At 68.5% G+C, this 15,442-nt stretch carries 14 protein-coding genes; 10 read left to right on the top strand and 4 right to left on the bottom strand.

The genetic code is table 11. The annotated features are described in order from the left end of the window. The first annotated feature begins 21 nt into the window (after positions 1-21). Together cobA and ACPXB3_RS01095 are read left to right on the top strand one after the other, a co-directional pair. Positions 22-1,302 (top strand): uroporphyrinogen-III C-methyltransferase, encoded by a 1,281-nt coding sequence (cobA, locus tag ACPXB3_RS01090; RefSeq protein WP_425703284.1) that lies wholly within the window; start codon positions 22-24, stop codon positions 1,300-1,302. Between the two features lie 84 nt (positions 1,303-1,386). After that, on the top strand, positions 1,387-2,919 hold the full coding sequence (locus tag ACPXB3_RS01095; protein WP_425703286.1) for a DHA2 family efflux MFS transporter permease subunit: 1,533 nt from the start codon (positions 1,387-1,389) through the stop codon (positions 2,917-2,919). Between the two features lie 18 nt (positions 2,920-2,937). Here the strand turns inward: ACPXB3_RS01095 and yaaA are convergent, their stop codons facing one another. Continuing rightward, entirely contained in the window at positions 2,938-3,678 is a 741-nt protein-coding gene (yaaA, locus tag ACPXB3_RS01100) for a peroxide stress protein YaaA (RefSeq protein ID WP_425703288.1), read from the bottom strand. 82 nt (positions 3,679-3,760) lie between these two features. On the opposite strand from yaaA, the gene ACPXB3_RS01105 reads away from it, so the two are divergent. Continuing rightward, positions 3,761-5,491 carry a proline--tRNA ligase gene (locus tag ACPXB3_RS01105; protein ID WP_425726398.1) on the top strand — a complete coding sequence of 577 codons (1,731 nt, stop codon included), beginning with the start codon at positions 3,761-3,763 and terminating at the stop codon, positions 5,489-5,491. Between the two features lie 18 nt (positions 5,492-5,509). Here ACPXB3_RS01105 and ACPXB3_RS01110 read toward each other — a convergent pair whose 3' ends face one another. Together ACPXB3_RS01110 and ACPXB3_RS01115 are read right to left on the bottom strand one after the other, a co-directional pair. Continuing rightward, positions 5,510-5,941, bottom strand: coding sequence for a ferritin-like domain-containing protein (locus ACPXB3_RS01110; RefSeq protein ID WP_425703290.1), 432 nt, complete (start codon positions 5,939-5,941; stop codon positions 5,510-5,512). Further along, positions 5,938-6,501: a hypothetical protein gene (locus ACPXB3_RS01115; RefSeq protein ID WP_425726000.1), complete on the bottom strand. Its 564-nt coding sequence runs from the start codon at positions 6,499-6,501 to the stop codon at positions 5,938-5,940. The genes ACPXB3_RS01110 and ACPXB3_RS01115 overlap by 4 nt, the downstream gene beginning before the upstream one ends. Positions 6,502-6,654: 153 nt before the next feature. Between ACPXB3_RS01115 and rimP the strand changes: the two genes are divergently transcribed. The 7 genes from rimP to ACPXB3_RS01150 all read left to right on the top strand — a co-directional run bounded on the left by rimP (position 6,655) and on the right by ACPXB3_RS01150 (position 14,580). Further along, positions 6,655-7,215, top strand: a complete 561-nt coding sequence (rimP, locus tag ACPXB3_RS01120; RefSeq protein ID WP_425726002.1) for a ribosome maturation factor RimP — start codon at positions 6,655-6,657, stop codon at positions 7,213-7,215. 62 nt (positions 7,216-7,277) lie between these two features. Beyond that, complete coding sequence (gene nusA, locus ACPXB3_RS01125) at positions 7,278-8,309, top strand: transcription termination factor NusA (RefSeq protein WP_425703296.1); 1,032 nt, start codon at positions 7,278-7,280, stop codon at positions 8,307-8,309. A gap of 27 nt (positions 8,310-8,336) precedes the next feature. Beyond that, positions 8,337-8,723 (top strand): YlxR family protein, encoded by a 387-nt coding sequence (locus ACPXB3_RS01130; protein WP_425703298.1) that lies wholly within the window; start codon positions 8,337-8,339, stop codon positions 8,721-8,723. 79 nt (positions 8,724-8,802) lie between these two features. After that, entirely contained in the window at positions 8,803-11,631 is a 2,829-nt protein-coding gene (infB, locus tag ACPXB3_RS01135) for a translation initiation factor IF-2 (protein ID WP_425703300.1), read from the top strand. Between the two features lie 104 nt (positions 11,632-11,735). After that, positions 11,736-12,197 carry a 30S ribosome-binding factor RbfA gene (gene rbfA, locus ACPXB3_RS01140; protein ID WP_425703302.1) on the top strand — a complete coding sequence of 154 codons (462 nt, stop codon included), beginning with the start codon at positions 11,736-11,738 and terminating at the stop codon, positions 12,195-12,197. Further along, on the top strand, positions 12,194-13,162 hold the full coding sequence (locus tag ACPXB3_RS01145; RefSeq protein WP_425703304.1) for a DHH family phosphoesterase: 969 nt from the start codon (positions 12,194-12,196) through the stop codon (positions 13,160-13,162). Before rbfA ends, ACPXB3_RS01145 begins: the two co-directional genes overlap by 4 nt. Beyond that, on the top strand, positions 13,159-14,580 hold the full coding sequence (locus ACPXB3_RS01150) for an MATE family efflux transporter (RefSeq protein WP_425726004.1): 1,422 nt from the start codon (positions 13,159-13,161) through the stop codon (positions 14,578-14,580). The genes ACPXB3_RS01145 and ACPXB3_RS01150 overlap by 4 nt, the downstream gene beginning before the upstream one ends. Here the strand turns inward: ACPXB3_RS01150 and ACPXB3_RS01155 are convergent. Beyond that, positions 14,559-15,395, bottom strand: coding sequence for a hypothetical protein (locus ACPXB3_RS01155; protein WP_425726006.1), 837 nt, complete (start codon positions 15,393-15,395; stop codon positions 14,559-14,561). The genes ACPXB3_RS01150 and ACPXB3_RS01155 overlap by 22 nt on opposite strands. Between the last annotated feature and the right edge of the window lie 47 nt (positions 15,396-15,442).

Raw genomic sequence — 15,442 nt, forward strand, 5'->3', positions numbered from 1 at the left:
GGGCCGGTAGGCTCCCGAGTCATGTCCGACACCCCCGCCAACACCGGTCGCGATGCTCCATCGACGCGTGGCCACGACAGTCCCGATCCCGGGCACTATCTCGCCGGCCTGGACCTGCGTGGCCGCAAGGTCGTCGTCGTCGGCGGCGGATCGGTGGCCCAGCGGCGCCTGCCCAATCTCGTGGCCGCAGGTGCCGAGGTCCATGTGATCGCCGTGGACCCGACCCCGGCGGTCGAGTCGTTCGCCGGTGTCACCGTGCATTCGCGTGCCTACGCCGACGGCGACCTCGATGGCGCGTGGTATGCGATGGCCTGTACCGACGATCCGCAGGTCAACGCAGCGGTCGTCGAGGAGGCCGAGCGACGGCACACGTTTTGTGTGCGTGCCGATGACGCCCGGTTCGGCACCGCGGTCACCCCGGCATCCGGGCGGCACCGCGACATTCAGTTCGGTGTGCTCGCCGGCGGTGACCACAAGCTCTCGGCGGCGTTGCGCGCGGCGATCAGCCGGGCGCTGGCCGACGGCGAACTGCGCGTCGACGATGCCGCACATCCGCCCGGTGTGGCCCTGGTCGGCGGCGGACCCGGCGACCCCGACCTGATCACCGTGCGTGGTCTACGGCTGCTGATGGCCGCCGACGTCGTGGTGGCCGACCGGCTGGCCCCGCCGGCGCTGCTCGCTGCGCTGGGCCCGCAGGTGGAGATCATCGACGCCGCCAAGGTTCCCTACGGACGGGCGATGAAGCAGGAGGCGATCAACGACGTCCTGATCGCCAAGGCCAAGGAAGGCCGGTTCGTGGTCCGCTTCAAAGGCGGCGACCCCTACGTCTACGGTCGCGGATTCGAAGAACTGCAGGCGTGTGTCGCAGCCGGTGTGCCGGTGACGGTGGTGCCCGGCATCACCAGCCCGATCTCGGTGCCCGAGGTGGCCGGAATCCCGGTCACCCACCGGGGCGTGACCCATGAGGTCGTCATCGTGTCCGGTCACGTGGCCCCCGACCATCCCGATTCCCTGGTCGACTGGTCGGCGCTGGCACGGCTGCGTGGCACGCTGGTGTTGATGATGTCGGTGGAACGGATCGACGTCTTCGCGCAGGCCTTGCTCGACGGCGGCCGCGCCGCCGACACCCCGGTCGCGATGATCGAGAACGGTTCGCTGCCCTCGCAGCGGGTGATCCGCACCGACCTCGCGCACGCCGCGCAGACCGCCGCGACCCAGGGACTGCGCCCCCCGGCCATCGTCGTCGTCGGCGCGGTCGCCGGATTCACCGACGCCGACGACGTCGTCCCGTTCCTCGGCTGACCCCATCACGCACACCAACCGCACGCGCCGATACGCCAACAGGGATTGGCATCGTCGCGACCGTGGGCGGTAGCGTCGACCGGTATGTCGACCTCCTCGGCGTCGAGCCATGCCACGACGGCACCGACGGATCACTACCGCCCGGTGTTCGGTCTGGCGATCCTGGTTCTGTCGGGAATGCAGCTGCTGATGGTGCTCGACGGCACCGTCGCCGCGCTCGCCCTGCCCAGCATCCGCGACTCCCTGTCCCTCAGCGAATCGGCTGCGAACTGGGTGATCACCAGCTATGTGCTGGCCTTCGGTGGACTCATGTTGCTCGGCGGGCGCCTCGGCGACACCTTCGGCCGCAAACGCATGTTCATCTTCGGCGTGGCGGCATTCACCGCGACGTCACTGCTGTGCGGACTGGCCTGGAACGAGCCTTCTCTGGTGATCGGCCGCGCGCTGCAGGGAGCCTCGGCCGCGGTCGCCGCGCCGACGGCGATGGCACTGGTCGCAACCACCTTTGCGCCCGGTAAGCCGCGCAGCCAGGCGTTCGCCATCTACGCGGCGATGTCGGGCGTCGGCTCGGTCGCCGGCCTCATCCTCGGGGGCGTCCTCACCCAGATCTCGTGGCGACTGGTGTTCCTGATCAACGTGCCGATCGGCCTGGCCGTCGTGATCGGCGCACTCTTCGCGCTGCGCGAGTCGCAAGGCGAGCGCATGCCGCTCGACGTGCCCGGCGCGGTGCTGGCAACTCTTGGTTGCACCCTGCTGGTGCTGGCGGTCAGCGACGGACCGAACGGCTGGGGCCGGCCGATCGTCATCGGCTCCTTCGTCCTGGGCGGCCTGGCCCTGGTGGCCTTCGTGCTGTGGGAGCGACACGCCGCCAACCCGATCCTGCCGCTGCGGCTGTTCGACAGTCGCAGCCGCGTCGCCGCCCTCGTGGCGATCCTGCTGGCCAGCATGATCATGATGTGCATGGCGGTGTTCATCTCGCTGTACCTGCAGGGCATCCTGAAATACACGCCGATCCAGAGCGGCCTGGCCGTGGTGCCGTTCGCGGTCGGTCTCGGGGTCGCCGCGGCCATCGCGTCCAAGCTCGCATTGATGATCCAGCCCCGCTGGCTGGTCCTGGCCGGCGGCGCGGTCATCCTCGCCGGCTGCCTGTATGCCGCGTCGATCGCCACCAATATGCCCGACTACTTCCCGAGCATCGCGATACCGGTGGTGGTCATCGGTTTCGGCGTCGGCCTGGCCGTCATCCCGCTGACCCTGTCGGTGGTCGCCGGTGTCGCGCCCACCGAGATCGGGCCGCTGACCGCACTCGCGCAGGTGGCCCAGAACCTCGGTGGCGCAGTCGGACTGGTGGTCGTCGGTGCGATGGTCACCTCACGCGCACTCTCCCAGGGCGGTACCACCGCACCGGTGGAGACGATGAACGCCACACAACTGGCCGCCCAGGCCGACGGCTACGGCCTCGGGTTCGCGTGCTGTGCCGGGATCGCCGTCATCGCGGCGGTCGTGGTGATGTTCATGCGGTTCACCCCCGAGGAGGTCGCCGAAGGGCAGGCCGCCCAGGAGGCGGCCAACGCCACCCTCGACGTCAACGACGTGAGTGCGCGCGACCACGCCTGAGCACATCGGCCGAGTGGCTCAGCCGGTCAGGACGACGATCTCGTCGGCCCGGGTGATCTCCACCCGTTGTCCCGCGTCGGCGAGCACCGAGGCCAGGACGTTGATGTCGCGGATCGTCCGTCGGGTGCGTACGAGTTCACGCGCCATCAGACCCTTGTAGTGCTTGTTGAAGTGGCTCACCACCTTTCGGCTGCCGTCGGCACTTTCGGTCATCACCGTCGCGGTCACCGCACCGGTGACCGGACCCAACTGCTGGTAGATCCCCGAACGCAGGTCCACGACGAAGTCGTCGACCGCGTCGAGTGCGCGCGAGAGCTCGGGCTTCCACACCGACGCCAGCGTCGGCAGGCCGGGCAGCTTGGAGCCGCCGGAGAGTCGGTAGGCGGGGATGGGATCGGTGGCCCGCACGACACCGAACAGCGCCGAGCCGATGGCGAGCCGATCGGCCGCCTTGTTCTTGCCCGCGCGCGTGAGTCCGGAGTGGTCGAGGGCGTCGTAGAGCACGCCGGTGTAGCGCTCGATGGCCGGGCGGGTGGGGGAGAGCCACAGCTCGGCGTTGCGGTCGACCTCACCGAGCTGGGTCCTGCCGAGGCCGAGTGCGCGGCGGCTCGCATCGAGATCGGCGGCGAGTTCGACGAGCACCCCGGCGATGCGGCAGCGGGTCGGACCGAGATCGGGAAAGGACAGGGCAGGCAGGCTCAGTGGTGGACCGACGCCACCGTCGGATTTGGTCTCAGAGGGAGGCAGGATCACGAGCACCGCAACACGATACCGAGCGCGGCGGATGCGTCGAGAAACCCGGTCGACGCCCCGACTAGACTCGCCACCTGTGATCACTCGCATGTCGAATCTGTTTCTGCGGACCCTGCGCGACGACCCGGCCGACGCCGAGGTTCCCAGCCACAAACTGCTGGTGCGCGCCGGCTACGTCCGGCGTGCGGCGCCCGGTGTCTACAGCTGGCTGCCACTGGGATTGCGGGTACTCAAGGCTGTCGAACGGGTCGTGCGCGAGGAGATGAACGCGATCGGGGGACAGGAGATCCTGCTGCCCGCGCTGCTGCCGCGCGACCCCTACGAGGAGACCGGCCGGTGGACCGAATACGGCGACGCGCTGTTCCGGCTCAAGGACCGCAAGGGCGCCGACATGCTGCTCGGTCCCACCCACGAGGAGCTGTTCGCCCAGCTGGTCAAGGGCGAGTACTCGTCGTACAAGGATCTGCCGGTGATCCTCTACCAGATCCAGACCAAGTACCGCGACGAGGAACGTCCCCGCGCGGGCATCCTGCGCGGCCGCGAGTTCGTGATGAAGGACTCGTATTCCTTCGATCTCGACGACGACGGCCTCAAGGTCAGCTACCACGCGCACCGCGAGGCCTATCAGAGGATCTTCGAGCGTCTCGGGGTTCGCTACGTCGTCGTTGCCGCCACCTCGGGGGCGATGGGTGGCAGCGCGTCCGAAGAGTTCCTCGCCGAGAGCGAGGTCGGTGAGGACACCTTCGTGCGGTGCCTCGAATCCGGCTATGCGGCGAACGTCGAAGCCGTTGTCACGCCGGCAGCGCAACCGGTTGGGTTCGACGGCCTGCCCGCGGCGACGGTGCACCAGACCCCCGATACCCGCACCATCGACGCCCTGGTCGCCTGGGCCAACGCGAATCTCGACGGAACATTCACCGCCGCAGACACTCTCAAGAACGTGCTGGTGAAAGTTCGGGAGCCCGGCGGCGATTGGGAACTACTGGGAATCGGCCTCCCCGGTGACCGGGAGGTCGACGTCAAGCGGCTCGAGGCGTCGCTGGAACCGGCCGAGTTCGAATTGCTCACCGACGCCGACTTTGCTGCCAACCCCTTCCTCGTCAAGGGATACATTGGTCCGAAAGGGCTGGCCGAGAACGGTGTTCGCTACCTTGTGGATCCGCGCGTCGGTGATGGCTCGTCCTGGATCACCGGTGCAGACGAGCCGAACCGGCACGTCGTCGGGCTGGTGGCCGGGCGCGACTTCACCGCCGACGGCACCATCGAGGCGGCGGAGGTGCGCGATGGCGATCGGTCACCGGACGGCAAGGGGCCGTTGGTCAGCGCCAAGGGTATCGAGATCGGGCACATCTTCCAGTTGGGCCAGAAGTACACCAACGCCTTTGAGGTCGACGTCCTCGGGGAAAGTGGCAAGCCCGTGCGGTTGACCATGGGGTCGTACGGGGTCGGCGTCTCCCGGCTGGTGGCGGTGCTTGCCGAGCAGTGGCACGACGACAAGGGGCTGCGCTGGCCGCAGGCGGTGTCGCCGTTCGATGTCCACCTGGTGATCGCGAACAAGGACCAGGCGGCGATCGACGGTGCCGCCACCCTCGCCGCCGACCTCGACTCGGCAGGCCTCGAAGTGCTGCTCGACGACCGCAAGGCGTCGCCGGGGGTCAAGTTCAAGGACGCTGAATTGCTAGGTGTACCAACAGTTGTCGTCGTCGGTCGGGGGTATGCCGGTGGAGTGGTCGAGGTTCGTGACCGCTTCTCCGGCGACTCGATCGAGGTGCCCGTGGCCGAGGCCGCAGACGCGATCACCGCGAGCGTCCGGGGCTGAGCCGACGCCGGGGAGGATTCAGCGCCGGCCGGGAAAGGGCACAGTGGCGGGCTTGTCGCCCAAGGCGATCCGCCACTGCGCGGCTCGCCGCGCCGACGCGGTCAGCTGGTCGACGCCGAGGATTCGGGCGGATTCGGAGTCTGCCTTCTCGATCACCGACCGGTATGCGACGGCGCAATCGTCCTCGGCGGCCTCCGCGGCCTTGGCCGCGCCGACCGGATCATTCACGGTCAACGGCAGGGTGTAGCCGGCGGCCGGTTCCGGCGGTGTGCCACCGGCTTTCGTGATCGCCTCGTTGACGGCGTCCCGGGCGGTGCGGTGCGCGGCGATGTTGTCGTCGACCATCGGGCGCCGGGACGCCGAGACGAATGCGGTGATCACGCCGTAGGTGAAGATGGCGGCGTTCTCGGCGCCGGCCGCGTTCGCCAGTGCATCGGTGGTGCTGCTCATCCCAGCTGGACCTCCATGAGAGTCGTCGTCGATGCGCTGATCGACCCGGCCAGCCCGGCTGAATATCCCGACAGGCCGATGGCCGCGGCACGGGCCGCCTTCGTCGACGCTGCCAGGGCCGAACGCATCTCGTCGACCGAGGTGACCGGACGGGCAGACGTCGGGGCCGTGGTGTCGGGGGCGGGGCTGTTGGGGGCCGGGCCGCTCGAGGGATCGAGCTGGGCGGTCGCGCCCGGGTCGAGCCGGGTGATCTCTTCGCGGAGGGCCTGTGCGTGTTGGCGACGCTGAGCGGCGACCACACCGAGCGCCGCCGAGTATTCGGTCACCTGCGGCGCCAGGGCGCCGGCAGCAGCGGCATCGGCAAGTGCTGAACGCGCCAGCGGCAGGAGTGCCTGCGCCGTCGTCTGGTTGGGATCGGGGCCGCGGTCGCAGCCCGCGGCAGCGGTCACCATGACGACTCCGGCCGCCACTGCCGCACTACCGCGAAGGAGGGTTCGCCGGGAGAAGCCGGCGGGATCGGCGTTCGTCACAACGGGGTGCGGGGCGCTCACCCGACACATGATGCCAGCCTCGTGAACCGCCGGATGCACGGCGGCGCACGAGCCGGTGAGCGAACTTCGCCGAGCGGGCGCGGTCCTCTACGATGGATGGGCATCACAGCCGGTGCGCAACCCGGACCGGTAGCCAGGACAACTGAAGACGAGGAGAGCACGGTGGCCATCGACCAGACGAAGGTCCGCGAACTCGTCGAACGGTTCGTCCGCGATCGTGGGCTCGACCTCGAGGATGTGATCATCTCTACCTCCTCCGGTCCTGACAAGTCCGGTGCCGACGAGATTCAGCTGATCGTCGACCGGGACGGCGGTACCGATCTCGATCTTCTCGGCGCGCTGACCCGCGATGTCTCCGATGAACTCGACGCCCATGACGAGTACTCCGACGCCCCGTACACACTCGAGGTCACTTCGCCGGGAATCGGACGCCCGTTGACCCTGCCGCGGCACTGGCGACGCTCGCGCGGGCGCCGGGTGCACGTTCGCCGTGACAGCGGTCCGGACCTCACCGGCCGGATCGGGGCGCTCACCGATGCCGCGGTGGAGATCGTCGTCAACAATCGCGGCCGGATCACCACGGAGACGATTCCCTTCGACACCGTCGAGCGCGCGGTTGTCGAGGTCGACTTCTCCCGGCCGAGTGCCGCCGAACTCCAGCGTTGCGGACTCGACGACGAGGAGATAGCGCAGCGCCGGGATCCCGGTCCCACCGAATTGTGAACACGACAAGTGAATAGGCCCGACAGGCGAATAGGCCGACAAGTGAATAGGAGTCACCGACCATGAACATCGACATCAATGCCCTGCGCATGATCGAGGCAGACAAGGGAATCTCGATCGACACGGTCATCACGGCGATCGAGACCGCACTGCTGACGGCGTACCGCCACACCGACGGATTCGCGCCGCACGCACGCATCGACGTGAACCGCCGCACCGGCGCGGTGCTGGTGATGGCACAGGAACTCGACGAACACGGAGAGGTCGTCCACGAGTACGACGACACTCCCGAGGGATTCGGCCGCATCGCCGCCACCACGGCCCGCCAGGTGATCCTGCAACGGTTGCGCGACGCGGAGAACGAGAAGAGCTTCGGTGACCTCGTCACCCATGAAGGTGAGATCGTCGGTGGCGTCGTCCAGCAGGATGCCCGCGCGAACGCGCGCGGCATGGTCATCGTGCAGATCGGTAACGAGGCCAACGCCACCGAGGGAGTGATCCCGTCGGCCGAACAGGTCCCGGGGGAGACCTACCACCACGGCGACCGCATCAAGTGCTACGTCGTCGGGGTGAGCCGGGGGCAGCGCGGACCGCAGATCACGCTCTCGCGAACCCATCCCACACTCGTGCGCAAGTTGTTCGCGCTCGAGGTGCCGGAGATCGCGGACGGTTCGGTGGAGATCGTCGCGGTCGCCCGAGAGGCCGGGCATCGGTCGAAGATCGCCGTGCACACCGGGGTCAGCGGACTCAACGCGAAGGGTGCGTGTATCGGTCCGATGGGGCAGCGGGTGCGCAATGTGATGAGCGAGCTCGCCGGCGAGAAGATCGACATCATCGACTTCGACACCGACCCGGCGACGTTCGTGGGGAATGCATTGTCCCCGGCGAAAGTTGTCTCTGTCGAGGTGGTCGACCTCGCAGCCAAGGCGGCTCGGGTCGTCGTACCGGACTATCAGCTTTCCCTGGCGATCGGCAAAGAAGGGCAGAACGCGCGGCTCGCCGCTCGTCTGACCGGATGGCGCATCGACATCCGTTCCGATGCCGATGATGCGCAGTCTGCTGATTCGGACACCACCCGCAGCCGATTGTCCTAGTCGCGGCCGCGCGCGCTAGACTGAGCGATGGTTCAGCGAAAGCCGTCGACCTCGCCATCTGGCGATGGTCGCCGGGATCGTCCGGTTCGTACGTGCATCGGGTGTCGGCATCGCGCCGAGGCTCCGGCACTGGTTCGTCTGGTCGCCCGTCAGGGTGCCGACGGGTCCGCGATCGTCGTCGATCTCGCGAAGACCATGCCAGGGCGAGGTGCGTGGTTGCATCCGCGGGCGGACTGCGTGTCCGCCGCGATGCGGCGACGCGCATTCGGACCGGCATTGAGGGCACCGGGCCTGGTAGTGGGCCCGGATGACCTCGCAGATGTGATCGGTGCGGCAGCGCCATCACCGACCACGGACGACAGCAGGCCCGAGAACGGGCCGGAACAGGTAGCAGAAGACATGAGCACAGCGTGAAGTCACCACGATGAGCACGTATCGGACGTAATCCGAGGCCGTAGCGGGCAGCCCGCTCGGCCTCCAAGTGAGGAGAGCAGTGGCAGGCAAGGCCCGCGTGCACGAACTGGCCAAGGATCTGGGCGTGACGAGCAAGCAAGTGCTCGAACGCCTCAAGGAACAGGGCGAGTTCGTCAAGTCCGCGTCGTCGACGGTCGAGGCCCCCGTGGCCCGTCGACTTCGTGAATCATTTCCCAAGAAAGACGGCGGCTCGCCGGCACCCAAGTCCGGTGCCAACGGCTCCGCCCCCAAACCCGGCGCGGGTCCGCGTCCGGGTCCCAAGCCCGGCGGAAACGGTGCTGCCCCCAGGCCGGCCGCCGAGCCGGCCGCTCCGGCGCAGGCGCGTCCCGCGCAGCCCCGTCCGGAGCGTCCCGCGGCAGCGCCGGCCGCCTCACCGGCAGCGGCGTCCTCGGATGGCCTGAAGCCGGCGGCAGCCGCCCCGGCACCGACGGCTGCTCCGGCACCGGCGGCCGCCGAGAAGGCAGCCTCTCCACAGGCGCCGTCGGCCCCGACCCCGGGACCGCGTCCCGGCGGACCCAAGCCCGGCCCGCGTGCACCACGTGTCGGGAACAACCCGTACTCGTCGGCTCCCGCTCCGCGGCCGCCGGCCGCTCGTCCCGGCCCCGGTCAGGGTGGTCCCCGCCCCGGCGGTGGCCGACCCGGGGCCCAGAACCGGCCCGGTCCGGGCGGAGCGCGTCCCGGTCCCGGTCAGGGCGGTCCTCGTCCCAGCCCCGGTAACATGCCCCCGCGCCCGAATCCGGGTGCGATGCCAAGTCGTGCGGCCCGGCCGGATGCCCGTCCCGGCGGTCGCCCCGGCGGCCCCGGTGGCAACCGCGGCGGTGCCGGTGGCGGCGGTGGCTATCGCGGTGGCGGCGGCGGTGCGCCCGGTGGTGCTCCCGCCGGTGGTGGCTTCCGCGGTCGCCCAGGTGGTGGCGGACGTGGCCGCGGTGGTGCCGCGGGTGCGTTCGGCCGTCCCGGTGGTGCGCCCCGACGGGGCCGCAAGTCCAAGCGGCAGAAGCGTCAGGAATACGACTCGATGCAGGCGCCCGCCGTCGGCGGCGTCCGTCTGCCGCGTGGTGGCGGCGAGACCATTCGCCTCGCGCGCGGAGCATCGTTGTCGGACTTCGCCGACAAGATCGGCGCCAACCCTGCAGCGCTGGTCCAGGCGTTGTTCAACCTCGGCGAGATGGTCACGGCGACCGAATCCGTCAACGACGAGACGCTGGAGCTGCTCGGCGGGGAGATGAACTACACCGTTCAGGTGGTCAGCCCCGAGGACGAGGATCGCGAGCTCCTCGAAAGCTTCGATCTGAGCTACGGCGAGGACGAGGGCGATGAGGAAGATCTCGAGCAGCGTCCGCCGGTGGTGACCGTCATGGGTCACGTCGACCACGGCAAGACCCGCCTGCTGGACACGATCCGTAAGGCCAACGTCCGCGAGGCCGAGGCCGGCGGTATCACCCAGCACATCGGCGCCTACCAGGTCGACACCCACCTCAACGGCGTGGACCGGTTGATCACCTTCATCGATACCCCCGGTCACGAGGCGTTCACCGCCATGCGTGCCCGCGGTGCGAAGGCCACCGACATCGCGATCCTGGTGGTCGCCGCCGACGACGGCGTCATGCCGCAGACGGTGGAGGCGATCAACCACGCGCAAGCGGCCGATGTGCCGATCGTGGTGGCGGTCAACAAGATCGACAAGGAGGGTGCCGACCCGACGAAGATCCGCGGTCAGCTCACCGAGTACGGCTTGATCCCCGAGGAGTACGGCGGCGAGGCAATGTTCGTCGACATCTCGGCCAAGCAGGGTACGAACATCGATGAACTGCTCGAAGCCGTGTTGCTCACGGCGGACGCGTCGCTGGATCTGCGGGCCAACCCCGACATGGACGCCCAGGGCGTGGCGATCGAGGCACACCTCGACCGCGGTCGCGGTCCGGTGGCCACGGTGCTCGTTCAGCGCGGTACGTTGCGCGTCGGTGACTCGATCGTGGCCGGTGACGCCTACGGACGCGTGCGCCGCATGGTCGACGAGTACGGCGACGATGTCGAGGCGGCGTTGCCGTCGCGACCGGTCCAGGTGATCGGCTTCACGTCGGTGTGCGGTGCGGGTGACAACCTGCTCGTCGTCGAGGAGGACCGCATCGCCCGGCAGATCGCCGACCGCCGCAATGCGCGCAAGCGCAATGCGCTGGCCGCGCGCAGCCGCAAGCGGATCAGCCTGGAAGATCTGGATTCGGCGCTGAAGGAAACCAGTCAGCTGAATCTGATCCTCAAGGGCGACAATGCCGGTACCGTCGAGGCCCTCGAGGAGGCCCTCATCGGTATCGACATCGGCGACGAGGTCTCGTTGCGGGTCATCGACCGTGGTGTCGGTGGCGTCACCGAGACCAACGTCAACCTGGCTTCGGCGTCGGATGCGATCATCATCGGATTCAACGTCCGCGCGGAGGGCAAGGCCACCGAGCTGGCCAACCGTGAGGGCGTCGACATCCGGTACTACTCGGTGATCTACCAGGCGATCGACGAGATCCAGAGTGCGCTCAAGGGCATGCTCAAGCCGATCTACGAAGAAGTGGAGCTCGGCCGCGCCGAGATCCGCGCGATCTTCAAGTCGTCCAAGGTCGGTAACATCGCCGGCTGCCTGGTCCAGTCGGGTATCGTCCGCCGTAACGCCAAGGCACGCCTGCTGCGCGACAATGCGGTCGTCGCGGAGAACCTCACCATCGCCTCGCTCAAGCGGGAGAAGGACGATGCCACCGAGGTCCGGGAAGGTTACGAATGCGGTCTCACGGTGACGTATTCCGACATCAAGGTCGGCGACGTCATCGAATCCTATGAGCTGCAGGAGAAGCCGCGCGACTGACGCGTTCGTTGGCCCCGAGCTCCCCTTCTGCGAGCATGACCGGATGAATATCCGGGCATCTCGCGGAGGGGGAGTATCTCGCTTACCTCTTGGGAAGGACAATCATGGCTGATCCGGCACGAGCGCAACGGCTGGCCAAGCGGATCTCATCGATCGTGGCATCGGCGATCGCGCACGAGATCAAGGATCCACGGCTGGCGTACATCACGATCACCGACGCGCGTGTGACGGGCGATCTGCACGACGCCACTGTCTATTACACGGTGCTGGGCGAGACCCTGGACACCGACCCGGATTACGAAGCCGCTGCTGCCGGACTGGCAAAGGCCACCGGCATTCTGCGGTCCAAGGTCGGCGCGGGTACAGGCGTGCGCTTCACCCCGACCCTGACCTTTGTGCTCGACACGGTGCCCGATACTGCTCGGCACATGGAAGAACTGGTGGCCCGGGCCCGCGCGAACGACGAGCTGGTGGCGCGACAAGCCGCAGATGCGCGGCACGCAGGCGAGGCCGACCCGTACCGCGCGGACGAGCCCGGTGATGGCCCGGAGGACGATCAGGCGTGACCACGGCGTCGAGCGTCGCTGTCGCCGCGGCCATCGGTCGGGTCGCCGACGCCGGTGGCGGGGTGACGATTCTCTGCCACATCCGGCCGGACGCCGACACCATCGGCAGCGGGCTGGCACTCGGGCTGGCCCTCGACCGCCTCGGGATGGAGGTGGAAGTGGCCCATCCCGGCCCCGAGTCGTTGCCGGTCGCGCTCGCGGAGCTGCCCGGGCACAAATTGCTCGTCGACGGAGTCGCCGTGCGCGGCCACGACCTCGTCGTCTCGGTGGATGCCGCGAGTGAGGAGCGTCTGGGAGAGCTGGAACCGCGATTCGCCTCGGCGGACACAACGGTGGTCATCGACCACCACGTGTCGAACTCGGGATTCGGCGATCTCGACTTCATCGACGCGGATGCCGACTGCACCGCGGTGCTCGTGTTGCGGGTACTCGACGATCTCGGTGTGGACCTCGATGAGGACATTGCGACGTGCCTGTATGCCGGTCTGACCACCGACACCGGCTCGTTCCGCTGGGCCCGGCCGGACTCATTCCGGGTGGCGGCGCGGCTGCTCGACGCCGGCGTCGACTCACGCACCTGGAGCCGCCGACTGCTCGATACCCATCCGTTCGGCTGGCTGAGCATGGTCTCGACGATTCTCGGAACCGCACAATTGGACCGATCCGCGTGTGGCGGTGAGGGATTGGTGTACGCGGTGGTGGATCACCAGGCGCTGGCCGGGATGAGCTGGGAGGAATCGGAGAGCGTGATCGACATCGTGCGTACCACGGCAGAGGCCGAGGTGGCCGCGGTGTTCAAGGAGATCACAGCGGGGCGATGGACGGTGTCGTTGCGCTCGAAGAGCACCGTCGATCTGGTGCCGATCGCGCAGGCACACGGCGGCGGCGGGCATCGCCAATCCTCCGGATACAGCGACACCGGCTCGGCGTCTGAGGTGATTGCGCGTCTCCGAAAGTCGTTGTGAGCGAACTCGACGCCGGCGTGCGCCGGGTCGGGGTTCTCACCATCTCGGCGCTGGCGGTCCTCATCGCGCCGCCCTTGTATCTGCTCCTCGACCTCGCGGTGGTCGGTCGCCTCGGCGGCGACGAGCTCGCCGCCCTGGCGGTGGCCACCCTGGTGCTGTCCATCATCAGCACCCAGTTGACCTTTCTGTCGTATGGGACGACGGCGCGCTCGGCACGCCGATTCGGTGCCGGCGACCGGCCGGGTGCGGTCGACGAGGGGGTGCAGGCCAGCTGGATTGCGCTGATTGCCGGGCTGGTACTCGTCGCCATCGCGTGGCCGATCGCCCCCTATGTGATGCGGGCGCTGGTCGGTGACGCGTCGGCGTCGTCGTCCGTCGTGGCCGCCGACGCGACCCAATGGGTGCGAGTGGCGGTGTTCGGGGTACCGCTCATCCTTCTCTCGATGGCCGGCAACGGCTGGATGCGCGGAGTGCAAGAAACCCGCCTGCCCGTCATCTATGTGGTTGTCGGACTGGTCATTTCGGCTGTACTCGTCGTCGGCCTGGTGCACGGTCTGTGGATTCTGCCCAGGCTCGGGATCGTCGGAAGCGCCGTCGCCAACGTCATCGGGCAGGCCATCACCGGACTGTTGTTCGCGAGCCGTGTGGTGCGTGAACGTCTGACGTCGGTTCGGCAGCGCTCATCCGATGCCCCGCGCGTGCGTGGCTTCGCGGCGTTCGCGCCGCGGTGGTCGATGATCTCGGCGCAATTGGTGATGGCGCGTGACCTCATTGCGCGGAGCCTGTCGTTTCAGATCTGTTTCGTCTCTGCCGCCGCAGTGGCCGCACGGTTCGGCGTGGCCCAGGTCGCCGCTCACCAACTGGTACTCCAGCTCTGGGATTTCATGTCGCTGTTCCTCGACTCGGTCGCCATCGCCGCGCAGGCACTGGTCGGAGCCGCACTCGGTGCGGGATCGGTGACGATCGCGCAATCGGTGGCCCGGCGCGTGACGGTGATGTCGGTGGTGGCCGCGACCCTGATGGCGGCGGTCTTCGCCGCAGGTGCGAGTGTGCTGCCCCGGGTGTTCACCTCCGACGCGCACGTCCTCGACGCGATCGGGGTGCCGTGGTGGTTCTTCGTCACGATGCTGCCCATCGCAGGCGTCGTGTTCGCCCTCGACGGGGTGTTGCTCGGCAGCGGTGACGCCGCGTTCCTGCGTACCGCCACGCTGCTCGGCGCGCTGTTCGGCTTCCTGCCGCTGATCTGGCTGTCACTGGTATTCGACTGGGGCCTGGCCGGGGTATGGAGCGGCCTCGTGGTGTTCATGATCCTGCGACTGATCGCGGTGTGCTGGCGCGTCGCGTCCGGCCGCTGGCATCGGGTGGGAGCGGCGCCACCGGCCGGTGTCCGGGCTGATCAGGTAGTGGGCGGCGGCTGATAGGGCGGCTGGCCCGGCCAGGGCTGTGGTGGCCCGCCCGGCCAGGGCGACGCCGCGGGGGCAACTGGTGATGGCGGCGGCCACGTCGTTTGCCCGGGCTGGGTGTTCCACGGGGCGGGCCCGGACGACGGCGGTGTGGGCCGACCGCGTCGGACGGCCAGGCCGATGGCGTCGCAACCCCAGACGACGAGGATTCCCAAGATGATGAAGGCTGTCTGTATCGATACGTAGGCGGATGACGGCCACGACCACGGCCACCACGACAGAGAGTCGCGGAGCTGCTCGTCCACCCATGTCGCGATGGCGACGACCCCGATCGCCGGGAGGGCGCCGATCCATGCGAACGGTGTCGTGCGTCGTGCGATACTCCAGCCTCCGATCGTTCCCGTAAGCAACAACACGGTGCTGGTGTTCTCCACGGCGTCGTACCAGTCGTGCGCCAGGAGGTAGAAGCTGCTCCCATCGACATCGAGCAGCACCTCGACACCCCGGCTGAGCGCCAGGACGACGAATGCGAACCCGGCACCGAGAAGGCCGCGCACGGGCGTCCGGCCCCATACCCCGACAGTGGCGACGACGATCAGGTAGATGATCGTCCACGCGACATACGTCGCCCACACGTTGGCGCCCATGTCGTCGGTGGGAAACGCGTGGTAGGTGATCATCAGGATCGCCAGCGCCAGCCACCACAGGACGATCGCGATCACCGCACTGACGACCACTTGTGCCCACCACGGCCCGCGTCCGCCGGGCATGCGTGAACCGCGGGCCGGTACCGCGGTGGCCGGCGGTACGGACGGGTATGGGTGCGTCATGGACAGCATCATGGCATGTCGCCGCGGCGTCGGCGCGGAACCCGGTC

Source organism: Gordonia sp. DT219 (assembly GCF_049847065.1).
Classification (GTDB): domain Bacteria; phylum Actinomycetota; class Actinomycetes; order Mycobacteriales; family Mycobacteriaceae; genus Gordonia.

Bases quoted from the DNA above. Each gene is read 5' to 3' on its own strand.
- cobA (WP_425703284.1), top strand. From the start codon at position 22: ATGTCCGACACCCCCGCCAACACCGGTCGCGATGCTCCATCGACGCGT.
- ACPXB3_RS01095 (WP_425703286.1), top strand. From the start codon at position 1,387: ATGTCGACCTCCTCGGCGTCGAGCCATGCCACGACGGCACCGACGGAT.
- ACPXB3_RS01105 (WP_425726398.1), top strand. From the start codon at position 3,761: ATGTCGAATCTGTTTCTGCGGACCCTGCGCGACGACCCGGCCGACGCC.
- ACPXB3_RS01110 (WP_425703290.1), bottom strand. From the start codon at position 5,941: ATGAGCAGCACCACCGATGCACTGGCGAACGCGGCCGGCGCCGAGAAC.
- ACPXB3_RS01115 (WP_425726000.1), bottom strand. From the start codon at position 6,501: ATGTGTCGGGTGAGCGCCCCGCACCCCGTTGTGACGAACGCCGATCCC.
- nusA (WP_425703296.1), top strand. From the start codon at position 7,278: ATGAACATCGACATCAATGCCCTGCGCATGATCGAGGCAGACAAGGGA.
- ACPXB3_RS01130 (WP_425703298.1), top strand. From the start codon at position 8,337: ATGGTTCAGCGAAAGCCGTCGACCTCGCCATCTGGCGATGGTCGCCGG.
- rbfA (WP_425703302.1), top strand. From the start codon at position 11,736: ATGGCTGATCCGGCACGAGCGCAACGGCTGGCCAAGCGGATCTCATCG.
- ACPXB3_RS01155 (WP_425726006.1), bottom strand. From the start codon at position 15,395: ATGACGCACCCATACCCGTCCGTACCGCCGGCCACCGCGGTACCGGCC.